The sequence below is a fragment of the Aerococcus urinae genome (genome assembly GCF_001543175.1).
Lineage (GTDB): Bacteria > Bacillota > Bacilli > Lactobacillales > Aerococcaceae > Aerococcus > Aerococcus urinae.
In genome coordinates this window covers 62,822-89,673 of record NZ_CP014161.1, presented here as the reverse complement: position 1 = coordinate 89,673, position 26,852 = coordinate 62,822, and the positions used below count along the sequence as shown (strand labels likewise).

Sequence of the window (26,852 nt, the reverse complement as noted above, 5' to 3'; positions counted from 1 at the left end):
TTAGACTAGAAAAGGAGGAGTCACGTGTCCATCACTATCCGCCATCGTTGGCTAGGCACCATTCCCTTATTGGAATGTGTCCCCGAAGACCTGGTCCATAAGGCTTTACCCTTAATTATTTACTACCACGGTTGGCGGTCGCACAAGGAATTAAACCTTACCGCTGCCCGCAGATTGGCCCGACTGGGTTGCCGGATCATTGTGCCCGATGCCGCTAACCACGGAGAGCGCCAAGTGCCCGTCCAAGCTATCCCTTCCCAGACCTTCTGGCAAAGTATCCAGAGCAATCTCTTCGAATTTTCCTATATTGTCGACTTCTTTCAAAGACGCCAGCTAGCTAGTGATCAAGTGGCAGTTGCTGGGGTATCTATGGGTGGGATGACCAGCTTTGCCCTCTTAACCCAGCACCCCAATATCCAAGCAGCCGCTGCCTTAATGGGAACGCCCCAACCCCTGGCCTACGCTGAACGCTTGTACCAACACGCTAAAGCCGCCCAGCGTTTTATGCCAGATGATTACTTCAAGCTCATCGCTTGGCTAGAAAACTATGACCTATCTAGACACAGCGAGCGCTTAGGCCAACGTCCCTTGTTTATCTGGCATGGCAAACAAGACCAGCGGGTCCCCTTTGACCAGACGGAAGCCTTTGTTAAAGAGAACCCTACTGCTCATATTCATTTTCTAGCGGAAGATGCCGGTCACCTGGTCGATATCGATACGACCAAGGCTATGGTTAAGTTTTTCGACCAGCACTTTATCACCTCGCGCTTTGGCTGACACTTCACGCTTGATCAGATCAAACTGTTATGTGTCTCCACTGATCCGTGTTACTATGAAGTCAAATTCAAGTAGTCTGCTAAAAAAGAAAGGAAAGCTTCAATGAAAACTTATAAGTTATCTAACAGTGTTGAAATTCCTGCTATCGGTTTTGGGACCTGGAAATTAGAAGGCGACATGGCGGTCAATGCGGTCTCCTACGCCTTGGAAGTGGGTTACCGCCATATTGATACTGCCCAATACTACGGCAACGAACACGAAGTGGGACAAGCCATCAAGAAGAGTCCTGTACCCCGGAAAGACATCTTCCTAACCACAAAAGTTTGGAACGACAAGGTGGGCTATGAAGATACCCTAGCTTCCTTTGAAGAATCCTTAGAAAAACTGGGCACTGACTATGTTGACCTTCTCCTCATCCACTGGCCTAACCCCAAACCTTACCGTGAAGATCCCGGCTATAAAGCACGGAATGCGGAAGTCTGGCGGGCTTTGGAAGCCATCTATGAAAAAGGCCAAGCCAAGGCCATTGGGGTCTCTAACTTCCTCCCCTACCACCTGGATGCCCTCTTAGAATCCGCTAAAGTGGTTCCTTTGGTTAACCAAATCAAGTTAACCCCAGGACTTACCCAGGATGATATCGTCAACTATTGCAAGAAACATAATATTCTCTTAGAAGGTTATAGTCCGCTTGGGTCAGGCGAAATCTTCGACAATGAAGCAGTCCAAGCCATTGCCGACCGCTTAGGCTATTCGGTAGCACAAATTGCCCTGGCCTGGTCCTTAAAACATGGCTTTGTCCCACTTCCTCGGTCAAAAACCCCAGAAAATATCAAAGCCAATTTAGAGGTCTTTGATATCCAACTGACCGACCGCGATATGGAATTACTGGATACGATCGCTGACATCGAAGCTCCTGATCCTGATAGTAAACCCTTCTAGAAAACAGGAAAAAGCGTTAGCCCCGCAATTTTGGGACTAACGCTTTTTCTTTTGCCTTTAAGTTGACTAGTCTTCAGGAACTTCAACCACTTGGCGGTCAAAGGGATCTTTGGAGAAGCCTTGGTCAAGGATCTTCTTAGCCCACTCTTGAGCACCAAAGAGGGAATGGTCACGGTAGTTCCCACAGGAAACCGCTTCGGTTCCTTGGACATCCGACCAGTCACTCTTAACAATATCACGCAAAACTTTCGTATAAGCCACCGCAACTTCTTCAGGTTCCGCTTGGCCCCACATGATTAAGTAGAAGCCCGTCCGGCAACCCATGGGTGAGAGGTCAATGACCCCTTCCAGATAATCACGGATATAAGCCGCTGACATATGCTCAATGGTGTGGAGGGCTGCAGTAGGAATCGCTTGTTCATTGGGTTGGACTAAACGAATATCGAACTTAGTGATTTGGTCACCATGTTCCCCCTCTTCACGACCAGCCACCCGTACATAAGGGGGCTTGACTTTATTGTGGTCTAAATCAAAACTTTCAACTTTTGCCATATTTCCACGCTCCTTTATCACTTTTCTTATTAATGATAACACAGGCAGGGATAATGGGCTATGGGTCTAGCTTGGTCTATTTAGATGACTTTGCCGCAAGAGCATTTGCGGTTGGATTAAGATTTTTTGACAGGGCGCTTGGGGGTCTTTCAAACGCTCTAATAATCTTTCTACTGCGACCTGACCGATTTCTTCGGTTTTCACATCTACACTAGTCAGTTGTGGAGTGGTCACTTCCCCATAGGAATCGCCATTGATGGATAAGAGCGGTACATTAATTTTTAAATCTTGCATGACCCCTAAAAAGCCAAAAGCGATGGGATCATTGGAACAGATGATCACATCCGGTAAAGACTCGCTTTGACTAAAGAATTTCTTGGCTGCTTGAGTCCCAGAATAGGAACTTTGTTTGATAGAAATAATTCCTTGGCAGTCAATGGTTGGGTACTTTGGCAAGATCGCCCGTAAAATTTGTTCCTTACTGCTGGTCAAATGGGCCTGGTCAATTTCTTCACCAGATACATAAACCAAGGAATGATACCCTTCATCAGCGACCTGATCTAACAAAAGTTCCATGGTTTTTTCAATATCATAGGCTACCTGGTCCATGTGGTCAGGGAAAAAATTCATTAAGCAAACGGTGACGATCGGATAGTCTTTGTAAGAAGTGACAATCGCTTCTTGCTCTGCTTGAGTAAAATTGCCCAATAATAGGATGCCGTCAAATGTCCGTTTGAATCTCTTTAAGCGACTAATGGGGACAAAATAACAGCTGTAACCATATTCATGGATGATGGATTCAATCCCAAAACGCATATTAAAATAATAGGCGTTATCAATATGGTCGCGGAAATGGTCATCTTTATGGATAACGAGAATATCATAGGCATAGCTACTAAGACCACGTATAGCATAGTTCATGGCTTGAGCCACAGCATTAATCTCTTGACGGGTAGAGCTTTTAACGGATAGGGTAGGATCTTCTCTCAATACTCTAGAAATGGTTGATACAGAATAACCGGTTGCCTTAGCAATATCCTTTAAAGTTGTCATCTACTCACCTTCAACACCTTGCTTTAAATAGCGTCACTTATGTTTTGATAACCAATCACTTGATAATTATTGTTTTCTGGGACTTCAACGACATCATGGTTAGCAAAATAATTAATGATTAAGTTGGGAATATCAGTGTCCAGTTCTTCTAGGACCTTGTCTCTAGAGAAATGCGGGAAGTTACCGCCCCCTGCCATCCGATATTGGTTAATGGCTAGGTATAATTCATCATCATCTTCAACCGCTTGACCCTGATAATCTAGTTGAACAATCCGTTGACCTCGGGCTTTAGAGACATCAATCGTATAGTCAATCCCCGAATAAATATCATAGTTATAAACTTCTACCTTAGGATTGAGGTAATCCTCACTAATGACTAAGTTGCCTTGGTCATCTAAGGCAAAATATTCGGCATTTTTTTCTAAGTTCTCTCTTAATTCTTTACCTGTGAGCTTAATCTTGCATAATCCATTAGGGAAGGGATAATTAATCACCAAATCACGTATGGTCACTTCTTGCTTTAAGCCGTAGACGTCCAAGTTAAAAACTGAAGAGGCTGAAATATCAGTACCTGTGGCTTCCATCTGAATTTTATTGGTCAAGGCAAAATAAGGATTGCCCTCAACTTGAGCCTCAAAGAAATTATCGACTAAGGCGGGTCGATTCAAGTGGCCCAGTGGCTGATCTAACCAATCTTGAATCTTTTCATTATCCTCTGCCAGTAATTCTTCTAAGTCTGGGTCAGCCGGCTGGTCAGCAAGCGAGTGCAATTGGCAGCTTACTAGCTTTTTATCCAGCCTGCCATCCGCTCCTTTATCAAGCTCAAAAACGACTTCTCCATACTTCTGAGCCCGAAAGCCCGGTTGGATGATTGGTATGCCTTGCCATACTGTGGCAATCTCACGGTGTTGGTGGCCGGTAAAGAAGGCATCAATCGGCAAGCCACTACTTAAAATCGCATAGCCCTCATTTTCCCCGGTTAAATCTTCTTCTGGCTCGCCTGTCTCCAGGTTGCATTCAAAGCCCCCGTGGTAAGTAATAAAGATAAGATCACAGTGCTCCTTTTCCTTCATAATCGGAATATAATATTGGGCAGTCTCTAGGGCGGACTTAAATTCCAGACCTGCAATATTTTCTTCCTTTTCCCAATGCGGAATATACTGGGTAACTAAGCCCAGTACCCCAATTCGGATATCTTCACATTGAAAAATCCGATAGGGCTGATGGAAGAAAACTTCCCCATCAGAAATAACGTTAGCCAAAGCCATAGAATCAGGCATATGAGTAATAGTTTTCCTTAAATAATCTAAACCAAAATTAAATTCATGGTTACCCAGGGTCCAGACATCAGGCTGCATATAATTATAGACCTTGCTGGATATCTTGGCGTAGTCATGATGGCTTTCCTCATAATTGGTCAGTGGAGACCCTTGAATCATATCCCCACTCTCCAGATAAAGGGTATGGTCTTCTTGGCGACGTTTGGCCTTTAAAACACTGGCAAAGCGTGATATTCCCTGATCCATTGTTTTATTTCTTGCTTGAAAACTTTGGGTTGAAAAATGTCCATGAACATCACTCATGGCGAGTAAAGTTAATTTCATGCTTGTCCTTTCTAAAAGTGACCATAGGCGAGATATTGACGTAGGCGGGTAGAAATCGCTTCAACTAAGAAAACTAATAAGATTAGTGCAATTAGAATGGCGCCCACTTGATTCCAGCGATATGAGTTAATCGCAAATAGTAGGGGAGCCCCAATCCCACCAGCACCAACCAAACCTAAAGTCGTTGCATCTCTGATATTCATATCGAAACGATAGATTAAAGTCGATAAGAAACTCGCCGATAACTGTGGAATAATACCAAACATAATTTGATCCATGGTGGTCGTTCCCATGGCCCGAAAGGCTTCTAAGATGTCGGTATTTAAATCGGCAATAGTCTCTGAAAAGAGCTTGGTTAACATCCCAATCGAAGTAAAGGTCATGGTTAAGACCCCAGCAGCTGGCCCAGGACCAGTCACTCGGATAAACATCAGTCCGTAAACAATGGCTGGGACGGTTCGAAGCATCATAATCACAACCCGGAAGATTGCGGCCAGCCAAGCGGGAACCACATTACTGGATGATAAAAAAGCTAAAGGTAAAGAAATGATACCACCAATTAAGGTCCCAACAAAAGCAATACAGACGGTTTCAAATAATAAAAACCATAAACCACTGGAAGAAAAATCAGTCAGCATACTCATATCTGGATGGAGCACTCCAGAAATGATTTCTCCAGCTACAGCCCAACCGTCCTGGCTATAATTAGAAAAATCAATCACACTAGATGACCAAAATAATACCAGTAACACAAGGACAGTAATGATTCCTTGAATAGCACGATAATTCGGCTCTTTGTCTAATACGGTTTGAATTGAATCTGTCACAGTTAGCCCTCCTAACTAATCTTGCGCCGAATATAACGGCTTAAGTTTTCGATGATGAAAACAGTTATTAATAGAACAAAGAGAATCGTTCCTACTTTTTCATAATCGCGCCAACCAATATTTTCATTAATAAGTAACCCTAAACCGCCGGCACCCACATAACCTAAGATCGAGGCATAACGTACATTCCCTTCAAAGTTAAAGAGGGCGGTAGAGAGGTAGAAAGGCATAATATTAGGAATCACACCTTTTAAAAAGGCAAAAGGACGGGTATACCCCATGGCAATCATGGCCTCAAAGGCGCCTAAATTAGTGGTTTCAATCTCTTCATACAATAGCTTACCCACATAGGAAAATGAAAATAGGAAGATGGCTACCGTACCTGCCAGTGTTCCTAAACCAAACAAATACGTTGCGATCAAGGCGGAAACTAGGGTAGGGATGGTACGAATAATAGTAAATAGCACCTTAACCAACCAGTTCACCGGCGCAAAATGGACCATATTGGATGAAGCTAAAAAGGCAAAGGGAAGGGCAACCGCTGCTCCGGCAAAAGAACCAAATAGTGACATCTTAATGGTATCCATCAAGGGTTGAATCACATCAGATAGGTAGGACCAATCCGGTTGAAAGAGTTGAGCAACGATAGTCGTTAATTGATGACCCCGTTTTATCACATCACCGAAATCAAACTCCGTCACTTGCAAAGCAACATATAAAGCAATGGCTAAAACTAATACAATCACTGGCGTCCACGAACGTTTTTCTTTAAATACCTTCCCAGAAGCCAGTTGATATTCTTTTCGTTTAAACACTTTAATCCCCCTAAGACTTCTTGTAGATCGTATCTAAAATCTCTTGATTAACCTCACTACTTGGGCCATAATAAACAATCTTTCCAGCATTAATTCCGATCACGCTATCGGCATAATCAAGGGCCATATCTACGTCATGGATATTAATTAAGATAGTGATGTCTTGGTTTTGATTAATATTTTTAAAGTAATCCATCACTTGTTTAGAAGAAATTGGGTCCAGACTGGCCACCGGTTCATCGGCTAAAATGATGGAGGGCTCCTGAACCAGGGTCCGCGCTAAGGCCACCCTTTGTTTCTGTCCACCAGATAATTGATCGACCCGGTCATAGGCCTTATCGAGGATATCCACACTTTCTAAGGCTTCCAAGGCTTTAACCTTTTGCTCCTCGGTAAATAGGGAAAAGAGTTTCTGATACCAGGCTAAGTCAGGTAAAAAGGCATTCAATACATTATTTAATACGGTGGTCTTCTCCACGAGGTTAAAAGATTGGAAGACCATGCCAATATCTCTACGGAATTTTCTTAATTGGCTACCTTCTAAAGCAGAGACATCCCTATCGTTAACGGTCAATTGTCCTCCGTTAATATCATGCATCTTATTAATGGTACGAATTAAAGTCGATTTACCGGCACCTGATTTCCCCACAATGGCGACAAAACGTCCGTTGGGAATTTCTAAATTAATGTCATCTAAGGCTTTTAATCCACCTTCATAAACCTTATCCACATGTTCAAATCGAATCATTTTTTATTCCTTTCTCCAAAAACATGATCGCTCACTACCGCTCAAGCAAACTACTTCATTGCATAATTAGAAATAGGAAAAGTGCATTCAACCAATATTTAGTCATTGATTGAAGCACTTTTTTATCCTAATCACTTATTCTTAAACTCAAAATAACCATCGAGCGATTATCTCAACTAATTCATTTCTTGCACTAATTTTTGGGCTTCACGTTCGGTGTCATAGTCAGAGGGTTCTGCCTTTTCATACCCTTCGTGGGTGTAGACCGCAATGATTTCTTTTCCTTCATCAGTTTGGGCAATATTAATGAAAGCCTCCTGTAAAGCTTCAGCTAATTCAGGAGTCATGTTTTCAGAGTTCTTAGACACGGAAATGGTGTCGTTCATCATGGGTTTAGTTACCCCAATTACTTGAACTTCTTGCCAAATTTCATCAGATCCACCAAGTTGTTCTTGCCATTTCTCTTCATTATCTAAACGGGCGTCAGCGTAAGTGACCATGACATCCACTTGACCAGAGGCTAAACGGGCAAAAGCCGAAGCATAGGAGTCCGCTTGAACCACATTATCTAAATCGGTAATATTTTTGTCATAGTGATCTTGCAGCCAAAGGGATGGATAGATGTAACCCGCTGGAGAGGAAGTTCCCATCACTGACCAATTCGCTGAATTGAGGTCTTCCCAGCTCAGTTCTTCACCATTATTTACCTTTTCGGCTAATTCCTGACCTTTTTCACTAGGTCCCGCTAGGATTAGACCGTGATAGTAAGTAACTTGGTCATCCACCTTGGTGACAGGTTCCTTATTCCAATCTTGTGGATTTTCACCAGTAACCGAAAGCCCACCACGAGTAGCGGTTAAGATCGGTTCAATGCCTTCTTCATAAAGAACATAGGTCCCACCTGGAATAAAACCAACATCAGTCGTCCCAGCCTCTAAAGCTTCACCCGTCGCTTCATAACTGGTTCCAACATTGATATCGACATTATCAACAGTAAAACCTTGTTTTTCTAATTCTTCCTTCAAAATGTCTTTCAAAGGATCAGTAACGGTAATAATTTCCTCGGGGTCACGAGAAGGAACGAATTCTACTGATAAGGTATCGATATGATTACTTGACTCAGCTGAATCCCCACTGTCTCCACCTTCATTACCACAAGCTGCCAAACCAAAAGCAGTTAATACGCTTAAACCACTTAATAGCCATTTTTTGATACTCATTTTATCCTCCTTGTAGGCTTTTGATAGAATTACTCTTACACCTAAAGGATCTCATATTTATATAAAAATACCGTCAATTCAAAGTATAGTTTTTGTAAATTTTCACATGTTTTAGTAAAAATTTTTACCTCTTAAAAATTTCCCAACAAAAAACGAGCTTTCGCTTGAAAGCTCGCTGGGAGAAAAATATAAAGAAATTTATTTGGACTATCTTTATCATAGAAGACATTTGTGAAAAAGCTATGAATTAATTAGGCAAATGTTTTTAACTTTTGTGAATTTTCATCTCAATTAATTTTAAAAAAAGCCGAAGCGAAACACTTCGGCTAAAAATTCTTAAACTTTCTTAGGGAAAGATTTAAAATTTTCTCTTCTTGGAGACTCTAAACCCTGCAAATGTAAGAGCAAAACCAAACACTTCGCTGAGTAAAGATGGTGCAATCGCTCCTGTCTTAGGTAGACTGCTTACAACTTTTTCAGCAGTTGGATAGGTTTCAGAGTGTTTTTCTACTGTTTCCCCAACATTAGGGCTTTCAACTTTATCCTTTTTACTGTTTTCTTTCGGTGTTTCGAGCAGAACTGCATCTTTTTCTTTACTTTCCACAACTGGTGTTTCTTGGTCAGGGATTTTTACTGTCTTAGCAACTAAATTAACCTTACCATTCTTATGACTTGTTTGAGTAATAGGATACTCTTGGCTCAGGTCTTCTTGAACTCTTTCATAAATATAGGTCACTTCTTGTTTAGTGTTGTCAACATAATTCCCTTTGGTTTCAGCACCATTCTTATCAAATTGACTACCGTTTTTACCTTCGATCTTCACCAGTTTGTAGCCTGGCTTATCCTTCTTTGAGGTGGTATAAGTTTCGTCAGATTTTCCTTCGGTAATCTTTCCATCTTCTTTTGAATCTTCAGAAATCACATTTCCATTCTTATCTACGGTTCTATAAATATGGTGTTCTTGGAAAGAGCCCTTCTTCTCAACTGGTGATTCTTCTTGGACTTTTTCGTAAATATAGGTCACTTCTTGTTTGGTGTTATCAACGTAGTTAGCTTTAGTTTTGGCACCATTCTTATCGAACTGACCGCCGTTCTTACCTTCGATCTTCACCAGTTTATAGCCAGCTTTGTCTTTCTTCGAGGTGGTGTAAGTTTCGTCAGATTTTCCTTCTCTAATCTTACCGTCTTCTTTGGAATCTACAGAAATCACATTTCCATTTTTATCAACGGTTCTATAAATATGGTGTTCTTGGAAGGAACCTTTCTTCTCAACTGATGATTCTTCTTGAACTTTTTCATAGATATAAGTTACTTCCTGTTTGGTGCTATCAACATAATTAGCTTTGATTTCAGCACCATTTTTATCGAACTTGCCGCCATTTTTACCTTCAATCTTAACCAGTTTATAGCCTGGTTTATCTTTCTTTGAGGTGGTGTAAGTTTCGTCAGATTTACCTTCGATGGTCTTGCCATCTTCTTTGGAATCTACAGAAATCACATTATCGTTTTTATCAACAGTTCTGTAGATGTGATGTTCTTGGAAGGAGCCTTTTTCTTCTTTAACCTTTTCGTAGATGTAGGTGACTTCTTGCTTGGTGTTGTCAACGTAGTTGGCTTTTGTTTCGGCACCATTCTTATCAAATTGACCACCATTTTTACCTTCGATCTTCACCAGTTTGTAGCCGGCTTTGTCTTTCTTGGAGGTGGTATAAGTTTCGTCAGATTTACCTTCAGTGGTGTCACCGTCGCTGACTTCATCGGTTGAAATAACATTTCCATTCTTATCTACGGTTCTGTAAATATGGTGTTCTTGGAAGGAACCTTTCTTCTCAACTGGTGTTTCTTCTTGGACTTTTTCGTAAATGTAGGTCACTTCTTGTTTGGTGTTATCAACGTAGTTAGCTTTAATTTTGGCACCATTCTTATCGAACTGACCGCCGTTCTTACCTTCGATCTTCACCAGTTTATAGCCAGCTTTGTCTTTCTTGGAAGTGGTGTAAGTTTCGTCAGATTTTCCTTCAGTGGTGTCACCGTCACTGACTTCATCGGTTGAAAGAACATTTCCATTCTTATCTACGGTTCTGTAGATGTGATGTTCTTGGAAGGAACCTTTCTTCTCAACTGGTACTTCTTCTTGAACCCTTTCATAAATATAGGTCACTTCTTGTTTAGTGTTGTCAACATAATTAGCTTTTGTTTCGATACCATTCTTATCAAATTGACTACCGTTTTTACCTTCGATCTTCACCAGTTTGTAACCAGCTTTATCCTTCTTAGAAGTGGTGTATTGTTCAGAAGATTTCCCTTCGGTGGTCTTTCCGTCTTCTTTAGAATCTTCAGAAACTACATTTCCATTCTTATCTACGGTTCTATAAATATGGTGTTCTTGGAAGGAACCTTTTTCTTCTTTAACCTTTTCATAGACGTAAGTTACTTCTTGTTTGGTATTATCAACATAATTTCCTTTAGTTTCGGCACCGTTCTTATCGAACTGAACGCCATTTTTACCTTCGATCTTCACCAGTTTGTAACCAGCTTTATCCTTCTTAGAAGTGGTGTATTGTTCAGAAGATTTTCCTTCAGAAGTTTCACCATCGGTTACCTCATCAGTTGAAAGAACATTCCCATTTTTATCAACTGTTCTGTAGATATGGTGTTCTTGGAAGGAACCTTTTTCTTCTTTAACCTTTTCATAGACGTAAGTTACCTCTTGTTTGGTATTGTCAACATAATTCCCTTTGGTTTCAACACCATTCTTGTCGAACTTGCCGCCATTTTTACCTTCGATCTTTACTAGTCTGTAGCCGGCTTTGTCCTTCTTAGAGGTAGTATAGTGGTCCGAAGATTTTCCTTCTGTAATCTTCCCATCTTCTTTGGAATCTTCCGAGATCACATTACCGTTTTTATCTACGGTTCTGTAAATATGGTGCTCTTGGAATGAGCCTTTTTCTTCTTTAACCTTTTCGTAAATATAGGTCACTTCTTGTTTGGTGTTGTCAACGTAGTTAGCTTTGGTTTCGGCACCGTTCTTATCGAATTGACCGCCGTTTTTGCCTTCAATCTTAACCAGTTTATAGCCAGCTTTTTCTTTTTTGGAGGTAGTGTAAGTTTCGTCAGATTTTCCTTCCGTAGTCTTACCATCTTCCTTGGAATCTTCAGAAATCACATTGCCGTTCTTATCTACGGTTCTGTAAATATGGTGTTCTTGGAAGGAGCCTTTTTCTTCTTTAACCTTTTCATAGATGTAAGTTACTTCTTGTTTGGTGTTGTCAACGTAATTCCCTTTGGTTTCAGCACCATTCTTATCGTATTGACCACCATTTTTACCTTCTATCTTAACCAGTTTGTAGCCGGTTTTATCCTTCTTAGAAGTGGTGTAAAGCTCGTCAGATTTACCTTCGGTGATCTTACCATCTTCTTTTGAATCTTCTGAGATCACATTACCGTTTTTATCAACAGTTCTGTAGATGTGATGTTCTTGGAAGGAACCTTTTTCTTCTTTAACCTTTTCATAGATGTAGGTGACTTCTTGCTTAGTGTTGTCAACATAGTTGGCTTTTGTTTCGGCACCGTTCTTATCGAATTGACCGCCATTTTTAGCTTCTACCTTAACGAGTTTGTAGCCTGCTTTGTCTTTCTTGGAGGTAGTGTATGTTTCTGAAGATTTCCCTTCAGTGGTCTTACCATCTTCTTTTGAATCTACAGAAATCACATTTCCATTCTTATCTACGGTTCTATAAACATGGTGTTCTTGGAAGGAGCCTTTAGGTTTATTAATCGGTTCATACCAATAAGTAATCTCTTTCCCTGCAGGTTGCCAGCCGCTAGTCCAGTAGGATAATCTTTGCCCTTTTGACATATCGTTAAATTTATAACGGGTTTTTCCATCATTAGAGAATGATAGAATTCCTTTGTCATCTTTCCATAAGAAATTAACACCGATGTACTTAGCATCTGACTTCACACCGGCCACTGATGATGCGATTGGTTCTGAAACATAAACTTGATAATCTTCTTCTTTAACTTTTTCTTTGTTTACCAGTTCAACGACTTTTCTATCAACCGTCTTATAATTTCTGATTGGAAGTTTAACTCCTGTAGCCTTATCCCACATTTCAATGACAATATCACCATTATCATTAACCACTGTACGACGAACAACAAAGGTTCTAGAAACACTAGCTGCGTTATTAACAATCGTATTTACTATTGAAAAACCCTTACCGGCCCAATAAGTACCATTGATTTTACCTTCAGGATAGTTCGATGCCTTAACTAAACGATAATCGTCTTTATTAAACTCTTTATAAAAACGGTCTTTCGAACTATTAGTGATATAGTTATCTCCTACGAAAGCAGGGAATTCTTGGGAAGGCGCTAATTGTTTTTTAGTTCCAACCTCTAAATAATTGACCATAACCTTTGTCTTATGTGGCAATGATTGGTTGTATTCGTCATGGGCTCCATTATGGTATTCGTATTTATCAGGAATAACAGTTTTAACTGCTACTGCATATAAACTCTTAGCAGAATATTTATTTGTATTTTTCCAGTCTTCGGCACGGTCAAACACTAAATATTCTCCATTTTCATCCACTTTGAATTTTACTTTAGGTAAATTGGCTTTAGAGAAGTTTGCATCCTGACCAAAGAGAGGGAGAGGAATCTCACCATTCTTATCTAATTTATAAGTATTAATCAGCTTCTTATTCTTGTCATAAACACTTCCTTCATATTCATTTGTCTTCAAATTAGTGTTCACAGCAATATAATAAGCATCTTTCTCTCCCGATTGATCCGAGAGAGCAAAAACATTAGTGACACGCTTATCCGCATCATCAGAATTTACAAAACTGACTGTTTCAGGTAATTTTGCAGGTCTTACTTTGTTATATTTTATAGGATCTTCAGCATACTTGAGTTCCTTGCCTTCCACCTCAGGATCCCTTACAAAGTGAGTGACTTTTAAATTTGAATCAGTTGCTGTTGGCATAGGATCTTCAGCATTTGTAGGCGCTGCAGTTTCAACTTTATGCGTTTTTTCAGCTTCGTTTTGAGATTTTTTATTAGTATCTTTATTTTCTGACACGGCATCAGCACTATAATAACTTACCTTATCAGATATATTCTCATTTTTTCCACTATCTAGAGCTGAAGCTGGAGCTTCTCCCTCGCCAATATGAGCTGACTTATTCTCAGTATTAGATATTTCATCAGCATAAACAGTCCCTGACTGAGCAAACAAAAGGGTAGCAATTAAAACAGAGCCCACCCCAACAGATAATTTTCTAATAGAGAAACGCTGTTTTTTTTCAAAATTTTCCATTTCTAATCATCCATTCATTTCATTTTGTTTAAAAGCACTTAACAATTCATCAAATATTATAAATTAAAATTAGAAATTGATAAATTGTAAATTTCAAAATTTAGATGATTTATATAAAATATCACAAACTTTGACAATCCATTAAGAAAGGCACCTATCCTTCCTAGCTAGATAGCAATTCCTTTCGCGCTATTACATCACTTTTTAAGCGTACAAAAAAGCCGAAGCGAAACACTTCGGCTAAAAAATTCTTAAACTTTCTTAGGGAAAGCTTTATTTTTTCTTCTTACGGTCTAAGCTGAGACAGCCTAGTCCAGCAAGGAGTAGGGATAGACCGACTCCTGTCACTGAAGCAACAGCACCGGTTTGTGGTAAGACTGAAGCCACTTGCACTTGTTGGCGGCTATCTGTAGAGCTAGTCTTATGACTAACCGGACTAAGGCTAGCGGATGAATCAGGATCAATCGCTAGATCCTCACTTGCAGGTTTATCACTTATGACATTGCCATCTGGGTGCTTATCCGTTGAAACATTGTTTCCTGGAATGCCAGCTCCTGGTGTTGGATTTCCTGGTGTGTTGTCATCGGATGGATGTTTTCCTGGAACACCCTCATTGGTCTTGGATCCGCCCGGTGTGTCAGGGTCAGAAGTGCCTTGACCTGGTTTCTTGTCATTTGGCTTAGGATCTTCTGATGTTTGGCCGTCTGGTGTGTTATTACCTGGCTTGTCATCACTTGAGGATGGATTTTCCGGTTGGTCACTTCCTGGTTGAGGTGTTTCAGGATTCTCTCCCCCTGGAATGTGTCCGTCCGGTGTCTTATCACCAGGTTTTTCACCATCTGAGTTATGTCCACCTGGTGTGTCATTGCCTGGTTTGTCTTCATTAGGCTTATCAGGATTTGGTTTGTCTTGGCCGGGTTGGTCAGGTTGTTCAGGAACTGGGCAGATTGGACAATCTGGTCCCACTTCAATGATATGATCAACCGCAGCGATTTCATTATGACGGTCAGCTTGGAGTGACCCATCCGCTTGGCCGTTCTTAATCTTTTGGGTAAAGGTGACATCATAGGAACCCTTTACGCCTTCTTGAACGGTCTTCACTTGACCTGGTTTGAGGGCATCATTACGACGCACAATCACCTTAAAGGCGGTCTCGAAGTGTTCGGTATGGCTGACTTGACCAGTAAAGTCTTTATCGCCCACCTTAATGACTTCGGTTACCGGTTCTTTGGTCACTTCTACCTTTGGCGCGCCCACAACTTGAGAGTTTTCAACCGTGACCGTAGTGGTCTTTTGCCCCACTTGACCTGGGGTTTCAACCTTGTATTCGCCCTTGTTAAGGCTTGGATCAACTTCCACTACCACCTTAAATGGAATTTCTTCCGTGTGGGTGTAGCTCCCATCAGTCTTGGCACCAATGCGAACAATCTTCTTGACTGGGGCCTTGGTTTGCTTGGTCTCACCTGGTTTAGATTCGGTGACTTGACCGTTGACAATGGTATGGGTGGTTGGGGTTTCTTCTTCGCCTAGGACGCCTTCTTGGTCAACAACTTCTTTGCCGGTTTCCAAGGTCGGATCCAGTTTGTACTCGATTTCAAATGGAAGCGGATTCTTGTCGACCGTAGTGAAGCTGCCAGTATAGTCCTTGGTGCCCACCTTAACGATATGTCTGGCTGGGGTCACTACAGGCACTTCTTCCGTCACAACCTTGCCGTCAACGACTTTGTTGACAATTTGAGTGGTTACATGGCCTGGCACGACTTGGATGGTTTCCACCTTGCCCTTGTCCAGACTTGGGTCATATTCAAAGATGGTTTCGACAGGCACCTCCTTGTTGCTTTCATGGGTATTGCCTGCAACTGGCTTGGTCCCCACTTCAATGATGTGGGCTTTTGGTGCGGTGTAGGCGCCATCTTGGCTGACCGGTGCCCCTTCAGCATGACCATTCTTAATGGCTTGGGTGTAGTCCGTGGTCTTAGAACCTGGAACCCCTTCTTGAACTGTCTTGGTCGTGCCGATTGCTAAATCAGGGTTTTGTCTGATTTCAACTGGGAATGGGACAGGACAAGTATTAGAGAACTTGTATTCACCGGTAAAGTCCTTGGCCCCCACGCGAACGATTTGTTTAGCAGGAGTTACTACCGTTTCTTCCGTATTAACTACTTGACCGTCCACTACTTTAGAAACGACCTTAGTTTCTGTCTTCCCTGGGGTCAATTGACCAGTTTCCACTTGACCTTTTTCAAGGCTGTCATCAAAGACGTATTCAATTTCAACTGGAATTTCCTTGTTGATAGCTGTTTCTGTGCCGGCAACAGGCTGGGTGCCGACTTCAATGATATGGGCTTTAGGTTCTACCGGATTAGAGATTGCGCGTTCCAAGTCACCATCGGCTTGGCCGTTCTTGATGGCTTGGGTGTAGGTTACGTCGTAGGAACCTGGCTGACCTGCTTGGACCAGCTTAGTTTCGCCAGCCTTGAGATTTGGATTCTCACGGACTTCCACCTTGTAAGGCACTTCGAAGCGTTCGGTATGGTTCACTTGACCGGTAAAGTCTTGGTTACCCACCTTGATCACTTGAGTCACCGGTTCCTTGGTAACTTTAGACACGGGTTGACCAACAATTTGAGAGTTCTCAATGTTTACAGTCGTTTCCTTGATACCTGGTTGACCTGGAGTCACGACTTGGTAGTCACCCTTAGGCAAGCTTGGATCGACTTCAACCTTGACATCAAATGGAATTTCTTCTGTAGAAGTATGGCTGCCATTGGTCTTAGCACCGATGCGGACGATCCGATTTTCAGGAGCGATCACTTCTCGGGTTTCACCAAAGACCTTGTCGGCCATGGTGCCATTGACGTATTTCTGACTGACGTCACGTTCGATTAAACCGAGTTTGCCTTCTTGTTCAACGACTTCTTGGCCTGGCTTCAAGCTTGGGTCCAATTTATATTCGGTCTTGAATGGTGCCAGACTTTGTTCGGTGTGCTTGAATTCACCCGTGTAGTCCTTGGTACCCACCACAATCACTTGTTTGGCTGGGGTGACTACTTCTTCGGTTGTAGTTTCAATTTGGCCAGTTTGTGGGTTGAAGACATTCTTAATCTTCGTTTCAACCTTACCTGGGGTGTAGGCACCCTTTTCAACCGTGCCCTTGTCCTTGGTATTATCGTAAACATATTCAATCTCGGCTGGCACTTCTTTGACTCTGCTTTCAGAATTTTCTGGTGCCTTGGTGCCGACCTTGATGATATGGGTCTTCGGTTCCGTACGAGCGATTTCTTCCGTCTTCAGCTCGCCATCAGCCGCCCCATTCTTAATAGCTTGACTGTATTTAGTGGTCTTGGATCCGTTCTCACCTTTTTGAACTTCTTGAATTTCAAAGAGTGGGAGGTTTGGATCTTCTTGGATGTCCACCTTGAATGGAAGGGTTTCAGTGACATTATGGGACACTTCGCCCGTGAAGTCTTGGTCGCCCACTTCGATAATGTGTTTGACCGGTGCCTTGGTGATAGTTGTGGTTGGTGTACCGACAACTTGGGAGTTTTCGATAGTTACCGTGGTGGTTTGTTCACCTGGTTGACCTTCTTGAGCGACTCTAGATTCGCCCTTCTTGAGGTCCTTGACCTTCCGCACTTCCACTTCAAACGGAATAGCTTCCGTATGGGTGTAAGTACCATCTGTCTTGGCCCCAAGGCGGACAATCTTCTTGACTGGCGCCTTGGTTTGCTTGGTTTCACCTGGTGTCGATTCGGTCACTTGCCCATTAACAATCTTATGGCTGGTTGGAGTTTCTTCTTCCCCGAGGACACCTTCTTGGTCCACAACTTCCGTTCCAGGTGCCAGACTTGGGTCGACCTTGACTTCCACTTGGAATGGAATTGGGTTCTTGTCGACGGTGGTAAAGCTACCTTCAAAGTCTTTATTGCCAACCTTGATGACAGCATCTACAGGAGCCGTTTCAGTGACTTCCGCTTGTCCAACGATCTTGGAATTTTCAATGATCCATGTCGTTGTTCTTTGGCCTGGCGTACCAGGTACTTCTATCTTGTATTCGCCTGCTTTAATGCTTGGATCATACGCAACCGTGTATTTAAACGGAATCTCTTCGGTGTGAGAATGTTGGCCATTGGTCTTGGCGCCTACCTTGATCTTGCGGTTAACTGCTGCCTTGGTTTGAACCGGGTCAGAAACCACTTTCTCACCAGGAACACCGTTAGTAATGCTTTGGGTCACCTTGGTGGTGGTTTCACCTAATTGGCCTTTTTGAACTTCAACCACTTCATTCGGTGCCAGACTTGGGTCGACTTCAACTTCGGTTTCAAAAGGAACCACATTGGTGTATTCATGGCTGAATTCACCGTTGTAGCCTTGGGTCCCGACAATAATCTTCTTATTGACAGGGGCCTTGGTTTCAGTGGTTGTGGTGGTTCCTGGGGTCAGCGTTCCATCTTCAGCAGTGACTGGAGTGGTCTGGGTCTCTTCACCTGGCACGCCTGTATTAGGCACGACTTCGACGGTACCAGCTGGCTTGGTGTTGTCATATTCAATTTCCACATCGAATGGTTTTTGGTTGGTGGTTGTCACATTGGTGGAACCCGCTAATGGCTTGGTGCCGACCCGGATAATGTGTTCCTTAGGCGCGGTTTCCGCTGTAACGGCTGAGGTTAAGGCCCCATCCGCAGCCCCATTCTTGATAGCTTGGGTGTAGGTCGTTGTCTTAGACCCTGGCAACCCTTCTTGGTCCACATGGTAAGTGCCCTTGTCCAGCGTTGGGTCTTCAACGACCTTGACTGGGAATGGCACTTTCTCCGTGACATCGTGGCTGACTTCACCAGTGAAGTCTTGGTCGCCCACTAGGACTACCGCATTAGTAGGTTGTTCATTGATGGTTGGCTCAGAAGTAGCCGTTACTTGAGAGTTCTCAATGGTCAGGGTCTTGGTTTGGCTACCTGCCTTACCAGGATTTGCGACCTTGTATTCGCCCTTCTTAAGTGATGGATCGGTCTTCACTTCCACTTGGAATGGAATGGGTTCCGTCACTTGGTGGGTTCCATTGGTCTTCGCCCCAATGCGGACAACCCGTTTCACTGGATCCTTAGTTTGAAGGCTTTGACCTGGGGTTGAGCCAGTCACTTGGCCATTTTGGATGGTATGGGTGGTTGTGGTGGTCTTCTCACCAAGAGCCCCTGGATTTTCGACCACTTCGGCACCTGGTTCGAGCGTATTATCCACAATATATTCCGTTTCATAAGGAACTGGGTCCTTGTCCACGGTTTCAAAGCTGCCGGTGTAGTCTTTCTGGCCGACCTTGATGACGGCGTTGACTGGGGCCACGGTTTCCACGACAGGGTCCCCAACGACCTTGGAATTTTCAATGGTCCAGGTCTTCTTGTTGGAGCCCGCTTGTCCTGGGGTCACGACCTTGTAATTTTCAGTCGCGTCAGGGTAGTTGGTGTAGAAGTTAGGGTCGAATTCCACGGTGTAGGTGAATGGAATTTCGTCGGTATCAACAACCGTGCCGGTAGTCTTGGTTCCGACTTTGACCTTCTTCGGCTGGGCTGGTGTCGTGGTGGCCTTAGTGATGTTGACCGCGCCCGTTTGTGGGTCTCTGGTCGTCTTCACGGTCACCACGCCATCTTGGCCTTCTTCAACCACAACCGGCTCAGCAGTCGTTTCCATATTGGGATCCACTTCCACTTCAACAGTCCGAGGGATGGTTACCGTTTCTTCAACCGGTTTTACCCCAACCTTGACTAGACGGTCTTGTTTTTCTTCGATGGTTTCAGTCCGTTTACGGAAAAGTTGGTCGCCGGCTGTGAATTGGCCAGTGGCAGGGTCAATGAGACCTTTTTTGCCGTTGATCACATCTTGTTCAAAGATGGTCCGTTCCTTACCGGCCTTACCTGGGGTCACCACTTGGATGGTCCCGGCTGGTAGGCTTTCATCATATTCTTCCTTAGTTTCATAAGGGATCAACTTTTCATCGGTATCGGTGACAGTGGTCTTGTATTTTGGACGAGCGATGAATTGGGCTTTGACAAATTCTTCTTTATATTGACCAGAATCTGGATCCTTATAGTTGACCTTAACCGGAATATAGACATTCTCACCGCCGATAATGTTGGCATCAGTTGGCACGGTGGCGGTTACCACACCAGTTTTAGGATCAATCTTAACATCATGCCAGACATTACCATGGTCGTCCTTGTAACCACTCGCTTGGTCAACCAACTCAAAGGATTGTGGGGCTAATTTCTTGGAATCTTGAGGGATCTCCGGCACATTGGTCAGGATATCCCCTTGGTAGCCGACCTCAGCATGGTATTCTGGCTTGTTGGTGTTAGAGTCTTGAACTACAAAGTGGAACCAATGGAGGTCGGTGGAGCCGTTGGTGTAGGTATAAGTAATTGGGATGGCGATAAATTCCCCAGCCTTAGCTCCAGCTGGCGCGGTCACCTTGAGCTTAGAAATATCACCAGGAGTAGTTTCAACCTTCCAACCTTTTTCTTCCGCTTTCTTAACAAAATCTTGGTCAATAACCCCGGAAGCGAAATCCTTTTTGCCGGCCTCGTTCATTTCTTCATAGGTCTTGCGGTTAGGGTCGATGGCCGGATCAATACCCTTATTCGAAATTTCAAGAACCTTACCTTGGCCTGGAAGGATTGGAGTCACCTTATCGGTTTTATTTTCAAAACCTTGGTCGAACTTTTGGTCATAGTAACGGGTGTCGTCCAAGTTGATGGTGATAGAACCTAGGTCATTATAGTTGTCGTAGCGGGCGATGCCTTGCTTGTCAGCAATAACCGTCTCACCGTTGTGGTTAAGAGCTTGGGTGCCGGCACCGGTTTCGACGTATTTGTAAGGGGAAGTGTCCCAACCTTCTGCAACGGCTGTCTTGTACTCTTCCATTGTTGCAACACCGGTTGCATCCATGTTCTTGGTGTCAGCAGCTTCTTGGAATTCTACAGCGGTTCTCGGACGAGCAAAGAATTGGGCCTTAAGGCTTTGTATACCCTTGAATTTCTCGGTATTAAAGATAGAACTAGGGTCTTCTAGGGCGCCCTTAGGCATAGCAAAGATAATTTGGCCGAGCTTGATATCATCGCCTAATTTAGCCTTGTATTCATCAATATTCTTAGGGGTAATAATGAAGGCGTTAGCTTCTTTCACTACGGTTCCATCAGGATGGTAGACTTGACCCACTACCCGGTCATAATCAGCGGGATCGAGATTTTCAATATGGGCACCTGTCTTGATATAGCCTTCTTTGACAGCCACTCGGTTGACATTAGTGTCCCCGACTACCTTGATAAGAGATAGATTAGAATTCTCATTTGGATAGGGGTTTACACCGAAGGTAAATCCAAAGTTATTATCAGATACATTTTTAAAAAAATGTGGTCCAGATGTATTATCTTTAGTATATCTATCTCTAAAAGAAATAGTAGTTTCTTTATTATCATATCTATTGATATGTTTGAGATCTGATTCAGTTAATGTCGAATTAAGATTGAATTGTGGACCTGATTTTCCAATAACCGCATTTCCACTAGGCTTAAAGTCTACATTTTTTTCCGATATATATGTAGGAGAACCCTCATTTTCAAACTCTATGGTTCTATTCGCTCTAACAGGCACATTCCTTTTAGAATCTGTAAACGAAACATGATTATAAGTTCTTTCCGAGTCATTTCGATCGATAGAAATATCAATTCCATACTCTCTTTTATCAGTAGAGTTTGCTGAAGGGTTGGTAACAACATGGCTTACCCCTTCTGTCTTCCCTGCTTGTTCACTAGTTGAATAGCCAATCCCATTATTCGCCATTTCTGATTGTCTATAATGGTCGATATTCTTCTCATTATCTGAATAGTCCGGATTGGATGCATTGGCTGGCACAATCGGCATGTTGACGGTGTCGGCAGGTAGGCCGGACGTTTTAGCGGTGTCACCGGATGCGGGTTGGTCAGTGTTAACTGGGGCCCCTTCTGCAGCATAGTAGCCGGCTTGGTCAGCTGGGTTGACTGCATCAACTGCTAGGGCTGAACTTGGCTGGGCGGGTTGTTCCGCTGCTTGGACTTCTTGGCCTTGACCAGCTAAGAAGGCAGCAATGGCAACACTCCCCACCCCCAAGGTGGTTTTTCTTATTGCGTATCTATAATTCTTCTCCATTGTTCTCCTCCATAAAAGCGAAGACTTTAACTTATACAATATTATACTAATTATATTAAGTTAATTTAGTTAATCTATATATTAACATCTTAAAAGCATTTTTAAATTATTTTTTATTTATATTAAAGCTACAGTGATCCCACTGTATAATTAGCCCTAATAATACCCCAAACAATACCAATAAACCAACTTTTTAGCTTAAGTTGACAGTAAATAAACAATATTTGTTCTAGTCTGTCTCTTTTTGCATCTTCTCGAGAAACAAAGGCAAAGAATCCAAGAAAAAATGCCACACCCAAACGGATGTGGCATTTTTTATATGCTAAGAAAGTACATTAACGTTTATCTAATTCTTGTTTTAATAGTTTGTTCAAGACTTGTGGGTTGGCTTGACCCTTGGTTTGTTTCATCAATTGACCAACCAAGTAACCCATGGCTTTCTTCTTACCAGCCCGGTAGTCTTCTAGGGATTGTGGGTTATTGTCAATGACTTCGTTAATCATTGGTAGCAAGGTTTCTGGGTCAGAAATTTGAACCAGGCCTTCTTTTTCCACATATTCCTTGGCAGAGCCGCCATTTTCAGCTAAGTGCTTGAAGACTTTCTTACCAATTTTTGAAGAAATAGTCCCGTTAGCAATCAAGTCAATCATTTCGGTCAAGTTTTCTGGAGTCAGACCGATTTCGTCCAGGGTCTTTTCATTGTCATTCATGTAGGCGGACACTTCACCCATCAACCAATTGGAAACTTGTTTAGGATCGCCACCGAGTTTAACGGCTTCATCGAAGAAGTCAGACATCACGAGGGTTTGGGTTAAGACCATAGCATCATAGTCTGGTAAGTCGTATTCTTCAACGTAGCGTTTCCGACGTTCAGCTGGCATTTCTGGGATCGATTTTCTGATTTCGTCCAACCATTCTTCACTGACGGTAAATTCAGGAAGGTCAGGTTCTGGGAAGTAACGGTAGTCGGCTTCCCCTTCTTTCACCCGCATGAGGACAGTCTTTTGGTTGTCCTTGTCCCAACGGAGGGTGGATTGAACCACCCGGTCACCGCGGTTTAAGACTTGGGCTTGACGTTTTTCTTCGTAAGCTAAACCGCGACGGACGTTGGAGAAGGAGTTCAAGTTCTTAATTTCGGTCTTGGTCCCGAATTCTTCTTGGCCATAAGGGCGCAAGGAGATGTTGGCGTCACAACGCATGGACCCTTCTTCCATCTTCACGTCAGAAACATCGATAAACATCATGGTTTCGCGGATTTTTTCCAAGTAAGCATAGGCTTCTTCTGGTGAACGCATGTCCGCTTCAGAAACGATTTCCACTAGCGGAGTGCCTTGGCGGTTTAAGTCCACTAAGGTATCGCCTTCATCGTGGATACTCTTCCCAGCGTCTTCTTCTAAGTGGATCCGTTCAATGCGGATACGTTTAGTTTCCCCATTTTCAAGTTCAATATCCACATAACCATGTTCCCCTAAAGGACGGTCTAATTGGGTAATTTGGTAGGCCTTAGGGTTGTCAGGATAGAAATAGTTCTTGCGGTCAAAGCTTTGGACCGGGTTGACTTCACAGTTCAAAGCCAAAGCAGCCCGTAAGCCAAATTCAACCGCATGGTGGTTGGTTACTGGTAAAACCCCAGGGTAACCCCAGTCAATCACGTTAGTTTGGGTATTCGGATCGGCACCAAAACTGGTAGGTGTTGGGGAGAAAACTTTGGATTGGGTTTTTAATTCCACGTGGATCTCTAAGCCAATAACTGATTCATAATTCATGTAATAATCTCCCTTCTACTCTGGATGTTTAGTGTGGTGGTCGGTTGCTTGTTCGTAGGCATAAGCGGTCTTGTACAAGGTCGCTTCATCGAAGTAGTTACCAATTAATTGTAAACCGATTGGTAAGTCATCGCTGTCGAAACCACAAGGCACCGAAATACTTGGTAGGCCGGCCAAGTTCACAGGAACGGTCAAGAGGTCGGCTAAGTACATTTCGATTGGGTCATCGGATTTTTCACCGAATTTGAAGGCGGTCGAGGTGGTGACTGGACCAGCAACAACATCATATTTTTCAAAGAGTTCTTCAAATTCTTGACGGATCATGGTACGAACCTTACCGGCTTTCTTGAAGTAAGCGTCATAGTAACCGGAAGATAGGGAGAAGGTCCCTAACATAATCCGCATTTTGACTTCGTCACCGAAACCTTCTGAGCGGCTACGTACGTAGAGGTCTTCCAAGTCTTGGATATCGTCAGCGCGGTAGCCATAACGGACCCCGTCAAAACGTTGCAAGTTGGAAGACGCTTCTGAGGAAGCCACAATGTAGTAAACCGGAATCCCGTATTTTAAGAGTGGGAAGTGGACTTTTTCCACAATGGCTCCCATGGATTCAAGTTGGTCAATAGCTTTTTCGACCCGGTCTTGGACGTCGGCTTCGATCCCGTTGGTGAAGAATTCTTCAGGAACAGCGATCCGTAAGCCTTCGATACTGTCACCTAATTGGGCGGTGAAGTCAGGGACTTCAATGTCGGCTGTGGTGGAGTCACGGTGGTCGTGGCCAGCAATGGCGTTAAGGACCAAGGCGTTGTCTTCAACGGTTCTAGTCATTGGACCGATTTGGTCTAGGGAAGAACCAAAGGCAATTAAGCCCCAGCGTGATACCCGGCCGTAAGTTGGTTTCATCCCCACAATACCGTTATAGGCGGCTGGTTGGCGGATAGATCCACCAGTATCAGAACCTAGGGAAGCGACGACTTCACCAGAGGCTACAGCGGCAGCAGATCCACCGGAAGACCCACCTGGTACCCGGCTGGTATCCCAAGGGTTCTTACTTGGTCCAAAGTAGGAGGTTTCGGTAGAAGACCCCATAGCGAATTCGTCCAAGTTTAATTTACCAATAGTAATGGCGCCAGCGGCTTCTAAGGCTTCCACCACGGCGGATTGGTAAACTGGCACAAAACCTTCTAAAATGCGGGAAGAAGCGGTCGTTTCAATACCTTCAGTAATGATGTTGTCCTTAATCCCGATTGGAATCCCTTGTAGGGGGCGGTCGGTAGAATACCCTTTTTCATCACTCGCTTTTGCGGCTGCAAGAGCGCCTTCTTCATCTAGGGTAAGAAAGGCCTTGTAAGTTTCATCGAGTTCCTTAATACGGTCAATGGTAGCCTGTACCAATTCAACGGCAGTGATTTCTCCATCGACCAATTGTTGGTTTAAGCCTTTAATGCTTTCATCAAATCGACTCATATGGATTAATCCTCACTTTCATCAAAACTGGCTGGTACGACGATAAAGCCATCCCGTTTGGTTGGCGCATTTTTTAACATTAAGTCACGATCGGTACCTGCTTCAGGTTTATCATCGCGCATAATATTTTTTAGGTTAATACCGTGGGTCATAACTTCAACCCCTTCGGTATCCACTTCAGATAGTTGTTCAACCATATCGAGGATTTCAGTAAAGCGGTCGTTCATGGGACCTACCTCTTCGTCAGAAAAGGACAGTTTTGCAAGTTGTGCCACGTGTTTAAAGTCTTGTTCGCTGATAGACATAATGGCCTCCTTTTTTCTTTTTCAAAATATTTACTGTTCTATTTTAACATAAGTTCTTAGGGCATTTTGACTGACTTACTTATTCTTGTAAAAAAATCTCACAAATTCAGGTCTATACACCCTTTTCATCCGTCTACTGGTCTAGTACACCGTATATTGAAATTTACCTTGTCCAGATAGGCGGGTGATGTTGGCGGTCATCCGGCTAGGGCCTTCGACGGTCACCTGCATTTGTACGTCTTTAGGATAGATGGCGTCCAGACTGGCAATGACGTGTTGGACTAGGGCGATGTTTTCGGTATAACCGTCAAAGGGAGTATTGATATGGAAGTCAATCCCGTTTAGCTTGCCGTTATCGTACTGGCCAACGCCGACAATCCCGCTCAATTCAGGGAAGAAGGACTCAATTTCGCCACGGAAACGGCTGAATGAGGTGTTATCCTCCTCACGCGGCGCTTGGTCGACCCCGTAAACCACGTACTGACGATTGTATTCCTTCCACTTTCCTAGGCCGGCTCCTGGTTCAGCGATGGCTTCTGCCATATAAGACCCGCCCCCGAGACTGTTTTGCTTGTCATTATAGAAAAGGGCGATTTGAATCGGGGTTTGGCCATATTTGCCTTCTTGGCGGATGCGTTCAACAACGGTTTGGGCCATGGCCTTACCTTCCTGGAGGGCTTGGTCGCGGCTAATTTCCACCGTTTCTTCGCTATCCTTATTTTGGAAGCGATCTTCAGCATTCATAGCCAGTCCTAGGCTGATAACTTTCAAGTCATAGTCATCCCCATTTTCCTGCATTAAATTATATTCCAAGATGGAATTCAGATAACGGGGTTGGAATTGATTGCGGTCACTAGCAGCACTGGCTTCGGGGTTGAGCCCTTCAGGATTGTCCTCTGACTTGGGCTTGAGCCAGGAAGTGATCTTGTCTTTGGATAGGACCTGGCCTTCAGCCAAGGAATACTCATCGGTAGGATAGGCATTCTTCATTAATTCATAGAGACCACGTTCCATATTTTCCAGGTTAGCTTGGCTGGTCCGGCTGGATAAGGTGCCCCGGCTGTTACTCAAGGGATAGCTGCCATCTTTGATAGCGGCAGGGTAGTAAGCTTCGGTAAGGGTGTTCTTCTTACCACTTTCTTCCTCTTCACTACTTGATTCTTCCGTGGTTTGGGTTTGCCCAGCGGTTGATTTGGGTTGGGCGTCCCTCCCACAAGCTACTAACAGGCTCAGTGACGCTAAGCCAATCACGATCATATGTTGGATGCGTTTTTTCAC

Annotated in this window: 15 protein-coding genes; 2 read left to right on the top strand and 13 right to left on the bottom strand. The window is 43.4% G+C overall.

The annotated features are described in order from the left end of the window. Positions 1-24: 24 nt before the first annotated feature. Both AWM73_RS00360 and AWM73_RS00355 read left to right on the top strand, forming a co-directional pair. On the top strand, positions 25-777 hold the full coding sequence (locus AWM73_RS00360) for an alpha/beta fold hydrolase (protein ID WP_060777552.1): 753 nt from the start codon (positions 25-27) through the stop codon (positions 775-777). 102 nt (positions 778-879) lie between these two features. Continuing rightward, positions 880-1,716, top strand: coding sequence for an aldo/keto reductase (locus AWM73_RS00355; RefSeq protein ID WP_060777551.1), 837 nt, complete (start codon positions 880-882; stop codon positions 1,714-1,716). A gap of 66 nt (positions 1,717-1,782) precedes the next feature. Here the strand turns inward: AWM73_RS00355 and AWM73_RS00350 are convergent, their stop codons facing one another. The 13 genes from AWM73_RS00350 to AWM73_RS00290 form a co-directional block, all read right to left on the bottom strand. Continuing rightward, positions 1,783-2,268: an S-ribosylhomocysteine lyase gene (locus AWM73_RS00350; protein WP_060777550.1), complete on the bottom strand. Its 486-nt coding sequence runs from the start codon at positions 2,266-2,268 to the stop codon at positions 1,783-1,785. Positions 2,269-2,334: 66 nt separating this feature from the next. Beyond that, on the bottom strand, positions 2,335-3,321 hold the full coding sequence (locus AWM73_RS00345) for a LacI family DNA-binding transcriptional regulator (protein ID WP_060777549.1): 987 nt from the start codon (positions 3,319-3,321) through the stop codon (positions 2,335-2,337). A 23-nt stretch (positions 3,322-3,344) separates the two neighbouring features. Then, positions 3,345-4,925, bottom strand: coding sequence for a bifunctional metallophosphatase/5'-nucleotidase (locus AWM73_RS00340; RefSeq protein WP_060777548.1), 1,581 nt, complete (start codon positions 4,923-4,925; stop codon positions 3,345-3,347). 11 nt (positions 4,926-4,936) lie between these two features. Further along, complete coding sequence (gene phnE / locus AWM73_RS00335; RefSeq protein WP_060777547.1) at positions 4,937-5,752, bottom strand: phosphonate ABC transporter, permease protein PhnE; 816 nt, start codon at positions 5,750-5,752, stop codon at positions 4,937-4,939. An 11-nt stretch (positions 5,753-5,763) separates the two neighbouring features. Beyond that, positions 5,764-6,567 (bottom strand): phosphonate ABC transporter, permease protein PhnE, encoded by an 804-nt coding sequence (gene phnE, locus AWM73_RS00330; RefSeq protein ID WP_174519265.1) that lies wholly within the window; start codon positions 6,565-6,567, stop codon positions 5,764-5,766. Positions 6,568-6,577: 10 nt separating this feature from the next. After that, a complete protein-coding gene (gene phnC / locus AWM73_RS00325) occupies positions 6,578-7,315 on the bottom strand; it encodes a phosphonate ABC transporter ATP-binding protein (RefSeq protein WP_060777545.1) in 738 nt (245 codons plus the stop codon). A 176-nt stretch (positions 7,316-7,491) separates the two neighbouring features. Continuing rightward, entirely contained in the window at positions 7,492-8,535 is a 1,044-nt protein-coding gene (locus AWM73_RS00320) for a phosphate/phosphite/phosphonate ABC transporter substrate-binding protein (RefSeq protein ID WP_060777544.1), read from the bottom strand. 358 nt (positions 8,536-8,893) lie between these two features. Beyond that, positions 8,894-13,861 (bottom strand): MucBP domain-containing protein, encoded by a 4,968-nt coding sequence (locus tag AWM73_RS00315; RefSeq protein ID WP_060777543.1) that lies wholly within the window; start codon positions 13,859-13,861, stop codon positions 8,894-8,896. 273 nt (positions 13,862-14,134) lie between these two features. After that, positions 14,135-22,036, bottom strand: a complete 7,902-nt coding sequence (locus AWM73_RS00310) for a G5 domain-containing protein (protein WP_060777542.1) — start codon at positions 22,034-22,036, stop codon at positions 14,135-14,137. 335 nt (positions 22,037-22,371) lie between these two features. Next, positions 22,372-23,802 (bottom strand): Asp-tRNA(Asn)/Glu-tRNA(Gln) amidotransferase subunit GatB, encoded by a 1,431-nt coding sequence (gatB, locus tag AWM73_RS00305; RefSeq protein WP_060777541.1) that lies wholly within the window; start codon positions 23,800-23,802, stop codon positions 22,372-22,374. Between the two features lie 15 nt (positions 23,803-23,817). Further along, positions 23,818-25,269, bottom strand: coding sequence for an Asp-tRNA(Asn)/Glu-tRNA(Gln) amidotransferase subunit GatA (gene gatA, locus AWM73_RS00300; protein WP_060777540.1), 1,452 nt, complete (start codon positions 25,267-25,269; stop codon positions 23,818-23,820). Between the two features lie 5 nt (positions 25,270-25,274). Then, positions 25,275-25,574: an Asp-tRNA(Asn)/Glu-tRNA(Gln) amidotransferase subunit GatC gene (gene gatC, locus AWM73_RS00295; RefSeq protein ID WP_060777539.1), complete on the bottom strand. Its 300-nt coding sequence runs from the start codon at positions 25,572-25,574 to the stop codon at positions 25,275-25,277. A 141-nt stretch (positions 25,575-25,715) separates the two neighbouring features. Further along, positions 25,716-26,852 (bottom strand): CamS family sex pheromone protein, encoded by a 1,137-nt coding sequence (locus tag AWM73_RS00290; RefSeq protein ID WP_060777538.1) that lies wholly within the window; start codon positions 26,850-26,852, stop codon positions 25,716-25,718.

Excerpts from the sequence above, each read along its gene's own strand:
- AWM73_RS00355 (WP_060777551.1), top strand. The coding sequence starts at position 880 with ATGAAAACTTATAAGTTATCTAACAGTGTTGAAATTCCTGCTATCGGT.
- AWM73_RS00350 (WP_060777550.1), bottom strand. The coding sequence starts at position 2,268 with ATGGCAAAAGTTGAAAGTTTTGATTTAGACCACAATAAAGTCAAGCCC.
- AWM73_RS00345 (WP_060777549.1), bottom strand. The coding sequence starts at position 3,321 with ATGACAACTTTAAAGGATATTGCTAAGGCAACCGGTTATTCTGTATCA.
- AWM73_RS00340 (WP_060777548.1), bottom strand. The coding sequence starts at position 4,925 with ATGAAATTAACTTTACTCGCCATGAGTGATGTTCATGGACATTTTTCA.
- phnC (WP_060777545.1), bottom strand. The coding sequence starts at position 7,315 with ATGATTCGATTTGAACATGTGGATAAGGTTTATGAAGGTGGATTAAAA.
- AWM73_RS00320 (WP_060777544.1), bottom strand. The coding sequence starts at position 8,535 with ATGAGTATCAAAAAATGGCTATTAAGTGGTTTAAGCGTATTAACTGCT.
- AWM73_RS00315 (WP_060777543.1), bottom strand. The coding sequence starts at position 13,861 with ATGGAAAATTTTGAAAAAAAACAGCGTTTCTCTATTAGAAAATTATCT.
- AWM73_RS00310 (WP_060777542.1), bottom strand. The coding sequence starts at position 22,036 with ATGGAGAAGAATTATAGATACGCAATAAGAAAAACCACCTTGGGGGTG.
- gatB (WP_060777541.1), bottom strand. The coding sequence starts at position 23,802 with ATGAATTATGAATCAGTTATTGGCTTAGAGATCCACGTGGAATTAAAA.
- gatA (WP_060777540.1), bottom strand. The coding sequence starts at position 25,269 with ATGAGTCGATTTGATGAAAGCATTAAAGGCTTAAACCAACAATTGGTC.
- gatC (WP_060777539.1), bottom strand. The coding sequence starts at position 25,574 with ATGTCTATCAGCGAACAAGACTTTAAACACGTGGCACAACTTGCAAAA.